Below are 17,019 nucleotides of genomic sequence, written 5' to 3' on the forward strand. Positions count from 1 at the left end.
TGCGATGCCCTTGTCCGACCTCTGGAATGTCATGATTGTCGACATCCGCAACCCGGCCCTGTTGTGGCAGGCGCTTGCACTTGTCTTCTGTGTGGCGGCGGGCTGGGGGTTGGCAGGGTTGATCGGGCGGTCGCTGCTCAAGAACCGGGATGAACAGGGCCGCTTGATGCGTGTCGGGCTGGGCGGCGTTGCCCGTGTGCTAGGGCCGCTGTTGACGGTGGCGCTGCTGTCGCTGAGCAAGGTCATTCTGGAACACTTCCAGACCGTGAACCTGCTGCGGGTGGCGCTGCCGCTGTTTGTGTCGCTGGCGGTCATCCGCACCTTCTTCTACCTGCTGCGCCGCGCTTTTGCGCGCCGCGGTCAGGTGGGCGAGGCGCTGCAGACGTTCGAGCGCGTGTTTGCCTTCACGGCCTGGATCATCGTGGCGCTGCACCTGACCGGCATCCTGCCGGACGTGTTGCGTGCGCTCGAGACGACCAAGTTGCCGGTCGGGGCCAAGTCAACGTCGCTGCTCGACCTGTTGCAGGGTATCGTCTCGATCGTCGTGCTGATGATCCTGGCGCTGTGGGCCGGCGCCGCGCTCGAAGAACGGCTGATGCATGTCGAGCGCATGCACTCGTCGCTACGCGTCGCGTTGGCGCGCGTGGGCCGTGCCGCGCTGATCCTCGTTGCTGTGTTGTTCAGCCTGTCGCTGGCGGGCCTCGACCTGACCGTGCTGTCGGTGTTTGGCGGCGCGCTTGGTGTGGGTCTGGGTCTGGGCATGCAGCGCATTGCCAGTAATTATGTGTCCGGTTTCATCATCCTGTTCGAGCGCAGCCTGGCGATTGGCGATCCGATCACGCTCGACAAGTATTCCGGCAAGGTCTCGCGCATCAATACGCGCTACACGGTGTTGCGTAGCGCCGACGGTACGCAGACCCTGTTGCCGAACGAAATGCTGATCACGGGCGTGGTGCTGAACCAGTCGGTGACGAACAAGAACGTACGCGCCGTCACCAAGCTGGTGGTGTCGTACGACAGCGATCTGTCGGTCGTGATGCCGTTGCTGGAAGAGCAACCGAAAGGCGTTGACCGCGTGCTGGAGACGCCGGCGCCGAACGTGCTGCTGACCGCGTTTGTCGCCGATGGCTACGAGCTGGAAGTCGGTTTCTTCCTGGGCGACCCGGAAAACGGGCAGGGCGGGCCGATCTCGGAAGTCAACCGCAAGATTTATGCGCTGGTACATACGGGCGCCATCAAGCTCGGCCATCCTTCGATGGACACACGGCTGCTCGATGCGCACATTACGTCGATGATGGCGCGTACCCCGGAGGGTGCGTCAGACGCTACCGAAGGTGGCGTAAAACAGACTGGCGCGGATTTAGGCAAAAATTGAAGACGTGCTGCTGCCGTGCGGCAGTAGAAACACGTAAAATGCAAGGGTTATGCATGTGCGATCTTCCTGATCGACGTCATACAAGCCCTGCATTGGAGACTGAATGAATTTCTTTAACGACACTTTGCACGCTGTGCTGTCGTTCTTGTCGACCGGCCTGCTGGATTTTTCGGCATGGGAAGTCGTTCTGTACACGCTGGTGGTCACGCACATCACCATCATCAGTGTCACTGTGTACCTGCACCGCCATCAGGCGCACCGCGCGCTTGACCTGCATCCGATTCCAAGTCACTTTTTCCGCTTCTGGCTGTGGCTGACCACTGGTCAGGTCACCAAAGAGTGGGCGTCGATCCACCGCAAGCACCACGCCAAGTGCGATACCGAAGAGGATCCGCACAGCCCGCAAACGCGCGGCATCCGCAAGGTGCTGTTCGAAGGCGCCGAACTGTACCGCGCTGAGAGCAAGGTTCAGGAAACCATGGACAAGTATGGCCATGGCACGCCGGACGACTGGATGGAGCGCCACGTATATACCGGCCGCAGCATGATGGGTGTGGTCGCGATGCTGGTGATCAACATTGCGCTGTTTGGCATCATCGGCTTGTCGGTGTGGGCCGTGCAGATGATGTGGATTCCGATCACCGCTGCCGGCATCATCAATGGTCTCGGCCACTGGTGGGGCTACCGCAATTTCGATTGCAGCGATGCCGCGACCAACATCTTCCCATGGGGCATCCTGATTGGTGGCGAAGAGTTGCACAACAATCACCACACGTATGCCACGTCGGCCAAACTGTCGAGCAAGTGGTATGAGTTCGACCTGGGCTGGGGTTATATCCGCATGCTCGAGATGGTGGGCCTGGCCAAGGTCAAGAAAGTGGCGCCGAAGCCAAAGCTTGCAAAGAACAAGGAACAGGCTGACTTCGACACGCTGCAATCGGTGATCGCCAACCGTTACGACGTGATGGCCAAGTACGCGAAATCGGTGCGTCACGCGTTCCATGAAGAATTTGAGCAGCGCAAGCACGCAAGTGGCCTGGAAACGCGCTTCCTGAAAAGCTCGCGCAAGCTGATGCAACGTGAACCTGCGAAGCTGGAGTTGTCGCAGAAAGAGCAGCTGGTCGAGCTGTTCCAGCACAGCAAGGCGCTCGAAACCATGCACACTATGCGTGTGGAACTGGGCGCAATCTGGGAACGTTCGCACCACACCCGCGATCAGTTGCTGCATCAGTTGCAAGACTGGTGCAACCGCGCCGAGGCGTCGGGCATCAAGGCGCTTCAAGAGTTCTCATTGCGCCTGCGCACCTATGCCTGATTCCGTATCAGCGCATTAAAAAGAAACGGCTCCTTCGGGAGCCGTTTTGCATTTGGCCGCTCCCGCACACCACAGCCGGGGTCAGGTCTGACATTCAGACACGACCTCAGCTTTAGCCACTTCTACAGCCGGGGTCAGGTCTGACATTCGGACACGACCTCAGCTTAAGCCACTTCCTATGGTGTCTCGCCCATCGTTAGCAGGTAGCAGTTCCGCCTGTTTTCGACTACCCGACTACTTGACTGTCGAGATCGTGTCCGAATGTCAGACCTGACCCCGGCTTTTTATGGGTCTGACATTCAGACACGACCTCAGCCTTTGCCACTTCTACAGCGGGGGTCAGGTCTGACATTCGGACACGACCTCAGCTTTAGCCACTTTTTGTGGTGTCTTACAGCGGGGGTCAGGTCTGACATTCGGACACGACCTCAGCTTTAGCCACTTTTTGTGGTGTCTCGCCCATCGTTAGCAGGTAGCAGTTCCAGCTGTTTTCGACTACCCGACTACTTGACTGCCGAGATCGTGTCCGAATGTCAGACCTGACCCCGGCTTTTTTGACCCCGGCTTTTTTTGCGCATTGGTGGCAAGGTCAGATAGGTCAGTGCGCGCCAGAGCCATTCGGCTGGGCCGTACTGGTAACGTGCCAGCCACCAGTGGCTCAGGCCGATCTGCAGCGCGCATAGTCCTAGCGCAATGCCGACTTGCGCTGTCCGCCCGATGCCCCATAGCCCCATTCCGTGGGCATAGAACAACAGTGAAAATACGAGCGATTGCGTCAGGTAATTGCTCAGTGCCATGCGTCCGAACGGCGCCAGCAGGCGGATTCGTGTCAACGCGCCATGGCTGTACAGCATCAGCATAATCAAGCCAATATAGCCAAGCGCGGCGGGCAAGCTGCCCAGTGACAGCAGGGCGTGGGCAAGATCATGGCCACCGTCGTTGACGCCAGGCGGCCGGCCCGTCGCGATCAGGCTGCCAAGCAGGCCAAGTCCGATGCCTAGCGGGATCCCAACAATGGCGAGGCGTCGGTAGAGCGGTTTGTGCTCGGCTGCATGTGCAATCACCCCCGATCGCACGAACCAGATACCGATCAGGAACACGCCCACCAGCAACACCGAGAACCCGACCTCGTCCACCATGCGTTCGTCCAGTTGCTTGAACCGCATTGCGACTGCATCCGGATAGCTGCCCTGCGTCAGCACGACGCGTTCTTCAATGCTGCGTGCGACTTGTTCTTGGTAGCGCAAAACGCGGCCACTGTCGGCAGACAGGGACTTGCCATCAGCATGGGCGCTACCAGCGCTCCCAACGCTATCGGTGCTGCTGGCGCCCGCGGTCTGCCCAACGGCAGGTGCAAAGTGCCGCATGCCGGCTTCTACCGCGATCAGGCAATAGGTCAGCATCACGATCTGGACGCCGATGCGTAGCGGCTTCTGCTCGGCCGGTCCGCGCCATAAGGCAAGGAGGCCAAGGCCCGTGAAGATGGCGCCCACCGCGGTCAGCATCGTTGTGTCGTCGCCCTTGCTGCCCGAGGCGGCGATCAGTGCCGCCAGCAACATCAACAGACCGGCGCCGATCGTCACCAGTGGAAACAACCAGGCTTGCCGCGTGCGCAGGTACAGCGCGACCAGCGATGCCAGGACGACGGGTGCCAGCAGCCAGCCCAGCAGGCCCAGCCCTGGAACTTGCGGCAGCGCGAGGCAGGCAATGAGGGCAATCACCAGCACGCGCGCTGGCGCCAGCAGGGCGAGCATCAACGCGAGCGCGCCAGCCGCATAACTGATCAGGATATCGCCGCTCCACAGCAAGGTGTGGTGCAACAAGCCGATCGCCAGCAGCACGCCGACCCGGCGGCCGTACGTGGGTGCAAACGGCCGCCCGGCCACGCGGGCGCGCTCGAGCATCAGCGCGAAGCCAATGCCGAACAGCAGCGAAAAGATCGTCCAGAACTTGCCGCTGACCAGGTACGCGACAAGAAACGCCACGAGCCAGTCCAGGCCGTAGAGGCCAGCTGGGATGCCTTGCCCGGATTCGACCACGGGCCGGTTGAAAAATTCGACGTTGGCGATGCAGATGCCGATCAGCGCAAAGCCGCGCAGTACATCCAGGGCGTCGAGGCGGTCGTTGGTGGGGGAGAGGGCGGGCAGGGAAGAGCTGGTCATGCCGCCATGGTAACGCGGACGGTCTCCGGCCATAAAAAAAGCCGCCAGGCTTGCGCCAGCGGCTTTTTGAAAGACAACAGGATCGATTACTTGATCTTGGTTTCTTTGTAGATCACGTGCTTACGTGCCTTAGGGTCGAATTTGGTAATTTCCATTTTCGCCGGCATCGTGCGCTTGTTCTTGGTGGTGGTGTAGAAGTGACCCGTGCCTGCAGTCGATTCCAGCTTGATTTTGTCGCGGCCAGTTTTTGCCATGATAGCTCCCTAATTAAACTTTTTCGCCACGAGCACGCATGTCGACCAGCACGGCATCGATGCCGAGCTTGTCAATCAGGCGCAGGCCGGCGTTCGACAAACGCAGCGAAACCCAGCGGTTTTCCGATTCGACGTAGATACGACGATTCTGCAGGTTAGGCAGGAAACGACGCTTCGTTTTGTTGTTAGCGTGGGAGACGTTGTTACCAACCATCACACCCTTGCCGGTTACTTGGCAAACACGTGCCATAGTGCACTCCTTAAATATGTTCCAGGACTGGAAAAACGAGAGTATAGCGCGAAAAATGAAGCGGAATCAATCACTTGCGAAAAACAATGGTTAATTGGACTTGATAAAAAATTTAACAATCAAGAATTCGAGCACATTTGCACGGGTAAGCCCCTGTTTACTCGATGTAATTCATGCCAATGACCAGGCCAGGCGCCGGTAGCAAATCCGTCACAACTGCCCATTCTCGGCAAACGAATGCACATGACTGCCCGCCACCACGAAATGGTCCAGCACCCGGATCTCGACCAGTGACAGCGCCTGCGTGAGCGCGCTTGTCAGCCGCAGATCCGCGTCGCTTGGCTCGGCCACGCCCGATGGATGGTTGTGCGCCAGGATCACGGCCGCCGCGTCGCGCCGCAGCGCCGCCTTGACGACTTCGCGGGGATAGACGCTGGTATGCGTGAGCGTGCCCCGGAACATTTCATCGCAATTGATCAGGCGATTCTTCACATCCAGAAACAGCACGATGAACGATTCATGCGTGCGCAGTGCGAAGTGGCTGCGCAGATAGTGCCGCACCGCCTCGGGCGAGCACAGCGCCTCGCGCCGGAATTGTTCGGCCACCGCGCGCCGCGCCAGCTCGAGCGCTGCCTGGAGCTGCGCATACTTGGCCGGCCCGAGCCCGTGCAGTTGCCCGAACTCGCCGGCATCGGCATGCAGCAGCCGCTGCAGCGAGCCAAAGTGGGTGAGGGTGTCGCCCGCCAGCGTCACGGCGCTTTTCCCGGCCACGCCTACGCGCAAAAAGATCGCCAGCAATTCGGTGTCGGACAATGCCCCCGGGCCGTCGCGCAGCAAGCGCTCCCGGGGGCGGTCCTGCTCGGGCCAGTCACAAATTCCCATCGTGATTCCTCGCCAAAAAAAGAGGCAGCCCGGGCGCAAGCTGCGCGCGTGGCTTACAATAGCGGTTTGCCCCACCGGGGCTGCCCGCACTCATACGAAACGTCGCAAAGAACATGGCCAACGCTGCTCCTGTCGTCAATGAATCCTCGTACCTGACACTGCATTACCGCCTGGCTGTTGCCGGTGGTTCTGATGTGATCACCACCTTCAATGGCACGCCGGCCACGCTGTTGCTCGGTCAGGGCCAGCTCGCGCCATTCCTCGAAGAGCGCCTGATCGGCCTGCCCGAAGGCACGCACCAGACCTTCGAGCTCAGCGCGCAGGAAGCGTTCGGTGAACGTAACCCTGAGCTGATCCAGTCGGTGTCGAAAGCGACGCTGGAAGAAAATTCGGTGCCGGGCGCCGATTATCTGGTCGGCGAAGTGGTCGAGTTCAATGCGCCGAAGGGCGGCCGGTTTGCCGGCGTGCTGCTTGAAATGCGCGATGACTCGGCCCTGTTCGACTTCAACCATCCGATGGCTGGCCGGGCGCTCCAGTTCGAAGTGAAACTGATTTCGGTGCTGTAAAGGAAGACTATGGAAAACGAAATTCTGCTTGCCCAGCCACGCGGCTTTTGCGCTGGCGTGGACCGCGCCATCGAAATCGTCGAGCGCGCCCTGACCCAATTCGGCGCCCCGATCTATGTGCGCCATGAAATCGTGCACAACGCCTATGTCGTGGCCGACCTGCGCACCAAGGGCGCGATCTTCATTGAGCAGCTCGAAGACGTCCCGCCGGGCAACACCCTGGTGTTTTCGGCCCATGGCGTCTCGAAAGCGGTGCGGGCCGATGCCGAAGCGCGCGGCCTGACGATCTTCGACGCCACCTGTCCATTGGTGACCAAGGTGCACGTCGAAGTGGCCAAGATGCGCAAACTCGGCGCCGAGATCATCATGATTGGCCACGACGGCCACCCGGAAGTCGAAGGGACGATGGGCCAGGCTGAAGAAGGCATGCACCTGGTCGAGACGGTTGCCGATGTCGAGAACCTGCAGGTGCGCAACCCTGACCTGCTGGCGTATGTGTCGCAAACCACGTTGTCGGTCGACGACACGGCCGACATCATCGACGCGCTCAAGGTGCGCTTCCCGAACATCATCGAGCCGAAAAAAGGCGACATCTGCTACGCCACCACCAACCGCCAGGAAGCCGTCAAGTTCCTCGCGCCGCAGGTCGAAGTGGTGATCGTCGTCGGTAGCCCCAACAGCTCGAACTCGAACCGCCTGCGCGAAGTGGCCGACAAGATGGGCACGCCTGCCTATATGGTCGACAACGCTGCCGCCATCGATCCGGCCTGGATCTCCGGCAAGAAACGCATCGGCGTCACCGCCGGCGCATCGGCGCCCGAGGTACTGGTGCAAGCCGTGATCGACCGCCTGAAGCAACTGGGCGCGGCCAGTGTGCGCGCCCTCGAAGGCGTTGAAGAGAATGTCACGTTCCCGCTGCCGAAAGGCCTGGATGGCGTTCGGCAGGTTGCCTTCAAGGCGGAAGGCTGAACATTATTTTTCGTTCTGGCAGAAAACAAAAATTAGCTACTGCCGCCATTTACCGTTGTTAGTTTTCCGGCAGCCAAGCTATGATGGCGGCGCTCGGATTTGTCGTAGCGATGCGCCCACCAGCGCGCCGTTCGGCCGCAGACAACGGTAAAGCAGCAGCTTCAGACCATGAGCGGCACGTCGGGATACCCCGGCGTGCCGTTTTTTGTTATTGCACAACAGGCGGAATGATGGAAACCTTTATCCAACAACTACTGAACGGGCTCGTGCTCGGCAGTATGTATGCGCTGGTCGCGCTCGGCTACACGATGGTGTACGGCGTCCTCAACCTGATCAATTTCGCCCACGGCGACGTGTTGATGATCGGCGCAATGATCGGCCTGACCATCCTGCAATTGCTTGAAGCTTATGTGCCTGGCCTGCCTGGCTATGTACAGCTGGCACTCGCGATCCTTGGCGCCATTCCCGTCACCATGCTGGTCAATATCCTGATCGAACGCATTGCCTACCGCCGCCTGCGCAATGCACCGCGCCTGGCGCCGTTGATCACGGCCATCGGCATCTCGATCCTGCTGCAAACGTTCGCGATGATGATCTGGGGCCGCAGCCCGTTGCCGTTCCCGCAGTTGCTGTCGTCCGAACCGATCATGATCGGCGGCGCCATGATCTCGCAGACCCAGGTCTTGCTGCTCGTGCTGGCCGCGCTGGCGATGGGCAGCCTCGTGCTGCTGGTCGAGCGTACGCGAATGGGCCGCGCAATGCGCGCCGTGGCCGAAAACCCGCGTGTGGCTGGCCTGATGGGCATCGATACGAACCGCGTGATCGTCGCCACCTTCGCCATCGGCGCGGCGCTGGCCGCCGTGGCCGGCGTCATGTGGGGCGCCAACTACGCGTCGATCACGTTCACGATGGGCGTGCTGCCGGGCCTGAAGGCATTCTGCGCCGCAGTGCTGGGCGGGATCGGCAATATCTATGGCGCCATGATCGGTGGCCTCGTGCTGGGCATCATCGAAGCGCTGGGCGCCGGCTATATCGGCGACCTGACCGGTGGCTTCCTCGGCAGCCACTACCAGGACATCTTCGCCTTCGTGGTGCTGATCCTCGTGTTGACCCTGCGCCCGTCCGGCATCATGGGCGAACGCGTGGCCGACCGCGCTTAACCGGAGCACACCATGGCACTCCTGACGTTCGACACCCAGCACAAGCCGCGCCAGGCCTACACTAGCATGGCGATCGTGCTGGTGCTGCTCCTGATCTTCCCGTTCTTTGCCGCGCAATTCGGTAACTCGTGGGTGCGCATCATCGACATCGCGCTGCTGTACATCATGCTCGCGCTTGGCCTGAACATCGTGGTGGGCTTCGCCGGCCTGCTCGACCTGGGCTATATCGCGTTCTTCGCCGTCGGCGCCTACCTGGTCGGCCTGTTCTCGTCGCCGCAGTTCGCCGCGCTGCTGGAATCGGTGATCTATTACTCGCCCGCCATCGGCGAGGCACTGGTCGCGTTCTTCGGCCCCGAGATCCAGCAGAACGGCATCCACCTGTCGCTGTGGGCGATCGTGCCGCTGGCAGCCTTGTCCGCCGCGCTGTGCGGCGCGCTGCTGGGCGCTCCGACGCTCAAATTGCGCGGTGACTACCTCGCCATCGTGACGCTGGGCTTTGGCGAGATCATCCGGATCTTCATGAACAACCTGAACGACCCGATCAACTTCACCAACGGGCCGCAGGGGATCAATATGATCGACCCGATCCGCGTCTTCGGGGTGTCGCTGGCGGGCGAGGCGGGCTCCAACGCCACCGTGCACATCGGCAGCTACGCGATGCCGTCCGTGAACGCGTATTACTTCCTGTTCCTGGCGCTGGTGATTGCGTCGATCTTCATCACCGGTCGCCTGCAGCATTCGCGCCTGGGCCGCGCCTGGGTGGCGATCCGCGAAGATGAGATCGCCGCCAAGGCGATGGGCATCAATACCCGCAACGTCAAGCTGCTTGCCTTTGCGATGGGCGCCTCGTTTGGCGGCGTGGCCGGCGCGATGTTCGGCGCGTTCCAGGGTTTTGTTTCGCCGGAATCGTTCTCGCTGACCGAGTCGATCGCCGTGCTGGCCATGGTGGTGCTCGGCGGCATCGGCCACATCCCGGGCGTCGTGCTGGGCGGCGTGTTGCTGGCGGCCCTGCCGGAAGTGCTGCGCCACGTGGTCGACCCGGCCCAGCAGGCGCTGTTCGGCAAGGTGATCATCGAAGCCGAAGTGCTGCGCCAGTTGCTGTACGGCCTGGCGCTGGTATTGATCATGCTGGTGCGCCCGGCCGGCCTGTGGCCGTCGCCCAACAAGGAAGAGCGGCCCAACGCCGCGCTGGCGCGTGACGACGAAGAAGCGAGTACCACATGAGCGAACAAGTCATTCTCAATATTGCCGGCGTCAACAAGCGCTTCGGCGGCCTGCAGGCGCTGACCGATGTCGGCATCCGGATCAAGCAGGGCCAGATCTACGGCCTGATCGGCCCCAACGGGGCCGGAAAGACCACGTTCTTCAATGTGATCACGGGCCTGTACCAGCCCGACAGCGGCACGTTCGAGCTGGCCGGCAAGGCGTATTCGCCGTCGGCCCCGCACGACGTGGCCAGGGCCGGTATTGCGCGCACGTTCCAGAACATCCGCCTGTTCGGCGAAATGAGCGCGCTGGAAAACGTCATGGTGGGCCGCCATGTTCGTACCAAACAGGGCGTGCTTGGTGCGATCCTGCGCCACAAGGCGGCGCGTGAAGAAGAACGGGCTATCCGTGTGCGCGCCCAGGAACTGCTCGATTTCGTGGGCATTGGCCAGTTCGCCAACCGCACGGCAAAATTTTTGTCGTACGGCGACCAGCGCCGCCTGGAAATTGCGCGCGCGCTGGCGACGGATCCGCAATTGCTGGCGCTGGACGAGCCGGCGGCCGGCATGAACGCCACCGAAAAACTGGGTCTGCGCGAACTGCTCGTCAAGATCAAGGCGCAGGGCAAGACCGTGCTGCTGATCGAGCACGACGTCAAACTGATGATGGGTCTGTGCGACCGTATCACGGTGCTCGAATACGGCAAGCAGATCGCCGAAGGTGTGCCGGCCGAGATCCAGAAGAACCAGGCGGTGATCGACGCCTATCTGGGAGGTGCTCACTGATGGACGCAACGATGGACGCAATGAAGAGTGAAACGATCCTGCAAATATCGGGTCTGAAGGTGGCGTATGGCGGCATCAAGGCGGTCAAGGGGATCGATCTGCAAGTGGCGCGCGGCGAACTGGTTACACTGATTGGCGCGAATGGCGCCGGCAAGACCACGACCCTGAAGGCCATCACCGGCACGCTGCCGCCATGCAAGGTCGAAGGCGACATCAGCTACCTGGGGCAGCCGCTGCGCGGTACGCAGTCGTTCCGCATGGTCCAGCAAAAGCTGGCCATGGTGCCGGAAGGGCGGGGCGTGTTCACCCGCATGTCGATTCACGAAAACCTGTTGATGGGCGCCTACACGCGCAATGACAAGGCCGGCATCGACGCCGATATCGAAAAATGGTACAGCGTGTTCCCGCGCCTGAAGGAACGTGCGGCCCAGTTGGCGGGGACGCTTTCGGGCGGCGAGCAGCAGATGCTGGCAATGGCGCGCGCGCTGATGTGCCATCCGACGCTGCTGTTGCTCGACGAGCCGTCGATGGGCCTGTCGCCGATCATGGTCGAAAAGATTTTCGAGGTGATCCGCGATGTATCGCAGCAGGGCATCACGATCCTGCTGGTCGAGCAGAATGCCAAGCTGGCGCTGCAGGCCGCGCACCGCGGCTATGTGATGGAGTCGGGCGAGGTCACCATGACTGGCAATGCGCGCGACATGCTGACCGATCCGCGCGTGCAGGCGGCGTATCTGGGCGAATAAAGTACGCGCACGTAAAAATGGCCGGGACGCTTGCGCGCCCCGGCCATTTTTTTACCGGTCAGTGATGCTGCAGTATTACGCAGCAGCAGCCGTTGCGGCGTTGGTGGCTTTGGCAGCGGTGGCCGAGAATTGCGACACGGCTGCGTTCACATTGGTTTCGATGGCTTCGACAGCCTGCTTCGAGGTCTTGCTGAACTGCTCGTAACCGGCATTGGCGTTGCTGATGGCGGTCTTGACGGCGGCGACGAAGTTCTCCGAACCGGCCGGTGCATTCTTGCTCACTTCGTCGACCAGCGAAATCACCTTGCGGTTGGCTTCGACGATCTGGCTTTCGGCTGCTTTCGAGAATTCAGCGCCGGTGCCGCTGGCGATCGACGCCAGCTGACGGCTGTAGGCCATGGCTTTTTCAGCGTTTGGCTGTGCCTGGGTAGCGGCCAGCGAGAAGAATTCTTGTGGATCCTTGGCGCTCAGCAGCTTGCTGGTGAGTGCCGACGATTCTTCGAGGCTGGCGCGTGCGGTGCTGATGTTCAGGGCGACCAGTTTTTCCATGCTTTCGAACGTCTTCGACGTCAGCGACGAAAACAGGGCGAACTGCGACTCCAGGCTGGTCTTGGTGGCGGTCGAAAACTGCTCAGGGATTGCAAACATGTGTCTCTCCAAAATGTTACGTTTCGTGAATGGACTATTGCTCGGGTGGGGCAGGCTCTTCGGCAAACGCGATGAAACTCTTCTTTTGTGCACCGCAACAGGGCAGATTTTGTGCCACTTCGTTTGAGGCGTCAAGCGATTTTGATGCGATGCACAATCCGTGGTACAGAAGTGACAAGAATGCATTTGCTATGAGAAAGCTCAATTGATCTACCGCAAACGAACATTCTTTTTCGCTGTTTAATTGCACTAAAACGGTGTGCTAGACTCGGTTCTTGTCTTTACCTTAACTCTGTCATTTCTTTCGGGACATTACTGCGCTCATGTCACAGCCTGCCATTCTGCCGCCGGTTACCGCTCCCGTCCCGACTGCTCCATGGCTGTCGCCGGTACCACTGTTTTTTGTCCTGTTGTGGAGCACCGGCTTCATCGTCGCCAAATTCGGCCTGCCCTATGCGCCGCCGCTGACCTTCCTGATCGTGCGCTGCCTGGGCGTGCTGGCCGTGCTGCTGCCGATCGTGCTGATCTGGCGTGCACCCTGGCCGCGCGGCCAGGTAATGCACGTCGCACTGGCTGGCTTGCTGTTACAGGCGGGGTACCTGGGCGGCGTCTGGGCAGCCATCGACCTGGGTATGCCGGCTGGCCTCACGGCGCTGATCGTCGGCATGCAGCCCATCCTGACCGCTGCAGCCGCGCCGCTGATCGGCGAGCGCGTGCGGCGCCTGCAGTGGCTGGGCTTGCTGTTGGGCCTGTCCGGTGTGGCCCTCGTCGTGTATGCCAAGCTGGGCGTTGCCGGCATGTCGCCGGTCGCGCTGGCCCTGTGCCTGTTTGCGCTGCTGTGCATCACGACCGGCACGCTGTATCAGCGCCGTTTCTGCCCACAGTTCGATCTGCGTACCGGCACCGCGATCCAGTTCAGCGCCACGGTGCTTGTGCTGATTCCACTGGCCATCTGGCTGGAAGACCTTGATCCCGGGTTCAGCCGCATCACCTGGAGTGCCGACTTTATCCTGGCGCTGGTGTGGTCGGTGCTGGCGCTGTCGATCGGCGCCATCTTCCTGTTGTTTACCCTGATCCGGCGCAGCCAGGCCACGGAAGTGACGAGCCTGATGTACCTGACCCCGCCCACCACCGCCATCATGGCCTGGCTGCTGTTCGGCGAATCGTTCAGTCTGCTCGGGCTAGTCGGGATGGTCGTTGCCGTGACCGGCGTCGCGTTTGTCGTCAAGAAACCAAGGAACCCTCAATGATCAGCAGTCCCAGCCAGGAAGCGGTCGATGCCGCCATCACGTCGCGCCGCTCGATCCGCGCTTTTCTCGACAAGCCGGTGGAACGCGACGAGATCGCGCGCATCCTCGACGTTGCCGCGCGGGCGCCGTCCGGCACCAATACGCAGCCGTGGAAGGTGTATGTGCTCACTGGCGCGGCGCGTACGCGGCTGTCGAATGCGATCCTGGCGGTCAATGCCGATCCCGAACAAGCGCGCGGGCACACCGAGGAATACGCCTACTACCCGCGCGAATGGACGTCGCCGTATATCGACCGCCGGCGCAAGGTCGGCTGGGATCTCTACAGCTTGCTTGGCCTGGGCCGCGACAACAAAGCCGGCATGGCGGCCCAGCATGCCCGCAACTACGCGTTCTTCGATGCGCCGGTGGGGTTGATCTTCACGATCGACCGCATCATGGCGCAGGGTTCGTGGCTCGACTACGGCATGTTTTTACAGAACATCATGGTGGCAGCGCGCGCGCGGGGCCTCGACACCTGCCCGCAAGCGGCGTTCACGCAGTATCATCGGATCATCAGCGCCGAACTTGATCTGCCGGCCAGCGAGATGGTGGTGTGCGGCATGGCGCTGGGCTGGGCCGATCCAACGCGCATCGAGAATACTCTGATGACCGAGCGCGAACCGATCCACGGCTTCGCCCGCTTCATGGAGTAATGTAAATACCGTCAATATCCTGTTGATATCAAAAGGAAAATGGTTAACAGCTTCTTGTTGTATTAAGTCGCTTATTGCCGCACGGAATGTGAATTTTGCTTGCGATCGGACGTCGTTCCGCTACACTTCACTACGTATCTCATCTGTTCGGGTCAGGGGCTTCATCATGTTCAAACTTGCTGTGGCTGCTGTGGTTGCCGCTTTATTTGCCTTTTCCCCAGTCCAGGCCGCCGGTGCTGGCGCAGGCGCGGGTGCGGGCGCCACCGAGCAGGCGAAGAAATCGTCTGCCGCCAAGAAAAAAGTCAAACGCAAGGTCGTGCGCAAAACCACGGCCACACGCACCAAAAAAGCCAAACGTCAGGAACTCGCCGCCGCAGGCGACCGTCCGCGCATGATCCGCCGCGTCAAGACAGTGCGCGGCAAGCGCGTTGTTACTTACCAGCCGGTGCGCACTGCTGCCGCTGCGGTTGCAGTTGGCGTTGCCGCCAAAACCGTCGGCGACATGGCTGGTCTCGACAACACCGTCGATCCGCTGGCGCTGCGCTCGAATGTGGCTTACGTGGTCGATCAGAACAGCGCCGAAGTGCTGTTCGAGAAAAACGCCAATGTCGCACTGCCGATCGCGTCGCTGACCAAGCTGATGACGGGCATGGTCGTGATGGACTCCAAGCAAGACCTCGACGAAGTATTGCGCGTGACCGATGACGACGTCGATCGCCACAAGTTCAGCAGCTCACGCCTGCCGGTCGGCGCCAGCATGACGCGCCGCGAATTGCTCCATATTGCCCTGATGAGTTCCGAGAACCGCGCCGCGTCGGCGCTGGGCCGCAACTATCCGGGCGGCATCAGCGCCTTCGTCGGCGCGATGAACGCCAAGGCACGCCAGCTGGGCATGCGCGATACCCATTACGTCGACTCCAGCGGCCTGTCGAGCCGCAACGTCTCGAGCGGGCGCGACCTGGCCAAGCTCGTCATGGCGGCACATGGCGACCCGGTACTGCGCGAATTCTCGACCACGCCCAACTCCACCGTGCAAGCCAGCGGCCGCACGATGCACTATCGCAATACCAACTATCTGGTATCGCTGCCTGACTGGAATATCGGCCTGCAGAAGACCGGCTTCATCAACGAAGCAGGGCGCTGCCTGGTGATGCAGGCCATGATCCATGGCCGCAATGTGGTGATGGTGTTCCTGGATTCGAAGGGCAAGATGTCGCGTACGGCCGACGCCGGCCGGATTCGCCGCCTGATCGAGTCGCTGCCCGACCGCATGGATGTCGATGCGATCCGGCCATCGACCATTACCGCCAGCGCGCCAGGCCTGGCGCGCTAAACAACAAGGGCAGGCCGCGCGCCTGCCCTTGTTGTGTCTGCTCTCGTGTTTTACACCGTCGGCATCGGCCGATAGCCGAGCGTCGCCGAAATGCGCGCCGCCGTCTGCACCAGATCATCGAGCCAGTCTTCCTGCAGGCGGTCGGCCGGCGCCGAAATCGACAAACCCGCCACCAGCTTGCCGCTGTCATCATGGATGCCTGCCGCCATGCAGCGCACACCCAGTTCAAGCTCTTCATTATCGCGCGCATAGCCGCGCGAGCGCACCAGGCTCAGCTCGCGCTCCAGCCGCGCCAGCTCGGTGATCGAATTGCGCGTGTGGCCCGAGAGGCCCGTGCGGGTCGCGTAGGCGCGTGTGGCTTTCACATCGTCCACGGACAAAAACAGCTTGCCGGTGGAGGTCAGGTGCAGCGGACCGCGCCCGCCAATGGCGCGCACGACCTGCATCCCGGAACGCTCCGAGAACGCCCGGTCGATGTACACGATTTCGTCACCCTGACGCACCGACAGATTGACCGTCTGCTGCGTCTTGCGGTGCAGGGCGCGCATGGCGTCGAGCGCCGCTTCGCGCACCGACAGCCGGCTCTTGACCACATTGCCCAGTTCCAGCAGGCGCATGCCGAGCCGGTAGGTGCCTGGCTCGACACGGTCGACGAAGCGCGTGACCACCATATCGTTGAGGATCCGGTGCGCCGTGGACGGGTGCAGACCCGATACGCGCGCCAGCTCCTTGAGGCTGACCGGGTCGGAATAGGTGGCCAGGGCGTCCAGAAGTAAGGTCATGCGTTCGATCACCTGGATCGAGGTCTTGGCGGGTTGGGGCGTTTCCATTTTCATATGATGGTTGTGCGGTGCAGTAGGCCCATTCTTTATACCATGATGTGAAACGCTCGCGCAAACCCGCCCTTGCATTGTGGGCCTGCATGCCACATGCTGATCGGGAGGCGGCATAATGGTGTTCCTGCATCCTCACTGGACAACGATGGACAACCCGATCAGCGAATTCAAGACCTTGCGCGGCCTCGAGCGTATTGGCGCGGCGTGCCGCAACACCTGGGACGGCCTGCGCTGGGCCTGGCGCAGCGAAGCGGCGTTCCGGCAAGAGGTGGTGCTGATCGTCGTGGCCAGCGTGATCGCACTGCTGTTGCCGGTCTCGGGCTTCCAGCGTCTGGCCATGATCGGCGTGCTGATCGTGGTGCTGATCGTCGAGCTGATCAATTCAGCAATCGAAGCGGTCGTCGACCGTATTTCGCTCGAGCGCCATCCATTGTCGAAAGCGGCCAAGGATATCGGCAGCGCTGCCGTCGCACTGACGCTGCTGCTGGCGTTCGCGACCTGGGCCGTCGTCCTCTACAATCGCTTCATGTAGACCATGCAACGCGCCGTCCGTGCCGGATGGCGCTCCGAACAAGTTTGATCAATCACAG

18 protein-coding genes are annotated in these 17,019 nt (G+C 61.3%); 12 read left to right on the forward strand and 6 right to left on the reverse strand.

What is annotated here, in order from left to right; translation table 11 throughout:
• Positions 1–4 precede the first annotated feature (4 nt).
• Together IFU00_03530 and IFU00_03535 are read left to right on the forward strand one after the other, a co-directional pair.
• The gene (locus IFU00_03530) at positions 5–1,375 is read left to right on the forward strand and encodes a mechanosensitive ion channel (GenBank protein MBD8541350.1); all 1,371 of its coding nucleotides are present in this window, start codon (positions 5–7) and stop codon (positions 1,373–1,375) included.
• A gap of 103 nt (positions 1,376–1,478) precedes the next feature.
• Positions 1,479–2,690 (forward strand): fatty acid desaturase, encoded by a 1,212-nt coding sequence (locus IFU00_03535; GenBank protein MBD8541351.1) that lies wholly within the window; start codon positions 1,479–1,481, stop codon positions 2,688–2,690.
• Between the two features lie 533 nt (positions 2,691–3,223).
• Here the strand turns inward: IFU00_03535 and IFU00_03540 are convergent.
• The 4 genes from IFU00_03540 to radC all read right to left on the reverse strand — a co-directional run bounded on the left by IFU00_03540 (position 3,224) and on the right by radC (position 6,238).
• On the reverse strand, positions 3,224–4,852 hold the full coding sequence (locus tag IFU00_03540) for a DUF418 domain-containing protein (protein ID MBD8541352.1): 1,629 nt from the start codon (positions 4,850–4,852) through the stop codon (positions 3,224–3,226).
• A gap of 86 nt (positions 4,853–4,938) precedes the next feature.
• Complete coding sequence (gene rpmG / locus IFU00_03545; GenBank protein ID MBD8541353.1) at positions 4,939–5,106, reverse strand: 50S ribosomal protein L33; 168 nt, start codon at positions 5,104–5,106, stop codon at positions 4,939–4,941.
• Positions 5,107–5,119: 13 nt separating this feature from the next.
• Complete coding sequence (gene rpmB / locus IFU00_03550) at positions 5,120–5,356, reverse strand: 50S ribosomal protein L28 (protein ID MBD8541354.1); 237 nt, start codon at positions 5,354–5,356, stop codon at positions 5,120–5,122.
• A 210-nt stretch (positions 5,357–5,566) separates the two neighbouring features.
• Complete coding sequence (radC, locus tag IFU00_03555) at positions 5,567–6,238, reverse strand: DNA repair protein RadC (protein ID MBD8541355.1); 672 nt, start codon at positions 6,236–6,238, stop codon at positions 5,567–5,569.
• Between the two features lie 113 nt (positions 6,239–6,351).
• Here radC and IFU00_03560 point away from each other — a divergent pair, with 113 nt between their 5' ends.
• From IFU00_03560 to IFU00_03585, 6 genes are all read left to right on the forward strand, one after another.
• Positions 6,352–6,804 carry an FKBP-type peptidyl-prolyl cis-trans isomerase gene (locus tag IFU00_03560; protein ID MBD8541356.1) on the forward strand — a complete coding sequence of 151 codons (453 nt, stop codon included), beginning with the start codon at positions 6,352–6,354 and terminating at the stop codon, positions 6,802–6,804.
• 9 nt (positions 6,805–6,813) lie between these two features.
• The gene (gene ispH, locus IFU00_03565) at positions 6,814–7,773 is read left to right on the forward strand and encodes a 4-hydroxy-3-methylbut-2-enyl diphosphate reductase (GenBank protein ID MBD8541357.1); all 960 of its coding nucleotides are present in this window, start codon (positions 6,814–6,816) and stop codon (positions 7,771–7,773) included.
• Between the two features lie 230 nt (positions 7,774–8,003).
• Positions 8,004–8,933 (forward strand): branched-chain amino acid ABC transporter permease, encoded by a 930-nt coding sequence (locus IFU00_03570; GenBank protein MBD8541358.1) that lies wholly within the window; start codon positions 8,004–8,006, stop codon positions 8,931–8,933.
• A gap of 12 nt (positions 8,934–8,945) precedes the next feature.
• Positions 8,946–10,157, forward strand: coding sequence for an ABC transporter ATP-binding protein (locus IFU00_03575; protein MBD8541359.1), 1,212 nt, complete (start codon positions 8,946–8,948; stop codon positions 10,155–10,157).
• Positions 10,154–10,924, forward strand: coding sequence for an ABC transporter ATP-binding protein (locus IFU00_03580; protein ID MBD8541360.1), 771 nt, complete (start codon positions 10,154–10,156; stop codon positions 10,922–10,924). The genes IFU00_03575 and IFU00_03580 overlap by 4 nt, the downstream gene beginning before the upstream one ends.
• A gap of 20 nt (positions 10,925–10,944) precedes the next feature.
• Complete coding sequence (locus IFU00_03585) at positions 10,945–11,670, forward strand: ABC transporter ATP-binding protein (protein MBD8541361.1); 726 nt, start codon at positions 10,945–10,947, stop codon at positions 11,668–11,670.
• A gap of 75 nt (positions 11,671–11,745) precedes the next feature.
• Here the strand turns inward: IFU00_03585 and phaP are convergent, their stop codons facing one another.
• Positions 11,746–12,318: a TIGR01841 family phasin gene (gene phaP, locus IFU00_03590; protein ID MBD8541362.1), complete on the reverse strand. Its 573-nt coding sequence runs from the start codon at positions 12,316–12,318 to the stop codon at positions 11,746–11,748.
• A 323-nt stretch (positions 12,319–12,641) separates the two neighbouring features.
• Here phaP and IFU00_03595 point away from each other — a divergent pair, with 323 nt between their 5' ends.
• From IFU00_03595 to pbpG, 3 genes are all read left to right on the forward strand, one after another.
• Entirely contained in the window at positions 12,642–13,568 is a 927-nt protein-coding gene (locus IFU00_03595) for a DMT family transporter (GenBank protein ID MBD8541363.1), read from the forward strand.
• Entirely contained in the window at positions 13,565–14,260 is a 696-nt protein-coding gene (locus tag IFU00_03600; protein ID MBD8541364.1) for a nitroreductase, read from the forward strand. The genes IFU00_03595 and IFU00_03600 overlap by 4 nt, the downstream gene beginning before the upstream one ends.
• A gap of 166 nt (positions 14,261–14,426) precedes the next feature.
• Positions 14,427–15,593, forward strand: coding sequence for a D-alanyl-D-alanine endopeptidase (gene pbpG, locus IFU00_03605; GenBank protein ID MBD8541365.1), 1,167 nt, complete (start codon positions 14,427–14,429; stop codon positions 15,591–15,593).
• A gap of 50 nt (positions 15,594–15,643) precedes the next feature.
• Here the strand turns inward: pbpG and IFU00_03610 are convergent, their stop codons facing one another.
• A complete protein-coding gene (locus IFU00_03610; GenBank protein MBD8541366.1) occupies positions 15,644–16,429 on the reverse strand; it encodes an IclR family transcriptional regulator in 786 nt (261 codons plus the stop codon).
• 175 nt (positions 16,430–16,604) lie between these two features.
• Here IFU00_03610 and IFU00_03615 point away from each other — a divergent pair, with 175 nt between their 5' ends.
• The gene (locus tag IFU00_03615; GenBank protein ID MBD8541367.1) at positions 16,605–16,961 is read left to right on the forward strand and encodes a diacylglycerol kinase; all 357 of its coding nucleotides are present in this window, start codon (positions 16,605–16,607) and stop codon (positions 16,959–16,961) included.
• Positions 16,962–17,019: the final 58 nt, after the last annotated feature.

The sequence above is a fragment of the Oxalobacteraceae sp. CFBP 8761 genome (assembly GCA_014841595.1).
GTDB lineage: Bacteria > Pseudomonadota > Gammaproteobacteria > Burkholderiales > Burkholderiaceae_D > Telluria.

Bases quoted from the DNA above. Each gene is read 5' to 3' on its own strand.
- IFU00_03530 (MBD8541350.1), top strand. From the start codon at position 5: ATGCCCTTGTCCGACCTCTGGAATGTCATGATTGTCGACATCCGCAAC.
- IFU00_03535 (MBD8541351.1), top strand. From the start codon at position 1,479: ATGAATTTCTTTAACGACACTTTGCACGCTGTGCTGTCGTTCTTGTCG.
- IFU00_03540 (MBD8541352.1), bottom strand. From the start codon at position 4,852: ATGACCAGCTCTTCCCTGCCCGCCCTCTCCCCCACCAACGACCGCCTC.
- rpmG (MBD8541353.1), bottom strand. From the start codon at position 5,106: ATGGCAAAAACTGGCCGCGACAAAATCAAGCTGGAATCGACTGCAGGC.
- rpmB (MBD8541354.1), bottom strand. From the start codon at position 5,356: ATGGCACGTGTTTGCCAAGTAACCGGCAAGGGTGTGATGGTTGGTAAC.
- radC (MBD8541355.1), bottom strand. From the start codon at position 6,238: ATGGGAATTTGTGACTGGCCCGAGCAGGACCGCCCCCGGGAGCGCTTG.
- IFU00_03560 (MBD8541356.1), top strand. From the start codon at position 6,352: ATGGCCAACGCTGCTCCTGTCGTCAATGAATCCTCGTACCTGACACTG.
- ispH (MBD8541357.1), top strand. From the start codon at position 6,814: ATGGAAAACGAAATTCTGCTTGCCCAGCCACGCGGCTTTTGCGCTGGC.
- IFU00_03570 (MBD8541358.1), top strand. From the start codon at position 8,004: ATGGAAACCTTTATCCAACAACTACTGAACGGGCTCGTGCTCGGCAGT.
- IFU00_03575 (MBD8541359.1), top strand. From the start codon at position 8,946: ATGGCACTCCTGACGTTCGACACCCAGCACAAGCCGCGCCAGGCCTAC.
- IFU00_03580 (MBD8541360.1), top strand. From the start codon at position 10,154: ATGAGCGAACAAGTCATTCTCAATATTGCCGGCGTCAACAAGCGCTTC.
- IFU00_03585 (MBD8541361.1), top strand. From the start codon at position 10,945: ATGAAGAGTGAAACGATCCTGCAAATATCGGGTCTGAAGGTGGCGTAT.
- phaP (MBD8541362.1), bottom strand. From the start codon at position 12,318: ATGTTTGCAATCCCTGAGCAGTTTTCGACCGCCACCAAGACCAGCCTG.
- IFU00_03595 (MBD8541363.1), top strand. From the start codon at position 12,642: ATGTCACAGCCTGCCATTCTGCCGCCGGTTACCGCTCCCGTCCCGACT.
- IFU00_03600 (MBD8541364.1), top strand. From the start codon at position 13,565: ATGATCAGCAGTCCCAGCCAGGAAGCGGTCGATGCCGCCATCACGTCG.
- pbpG (MBD8541365.1), top strand. From the start codon at position 14,427: ATGTTCAAACTTGCTGTGGCTGCTGTGGTTGCCGCTTTATTTGCCTTT.
- IFU00_03610 (MBD8541366.1), bottom strand. From the start codon at position 16,429: ATGAAAATGGAAACGCCCCAACCCGCCAAGACCTCGATCCAGGTGATC.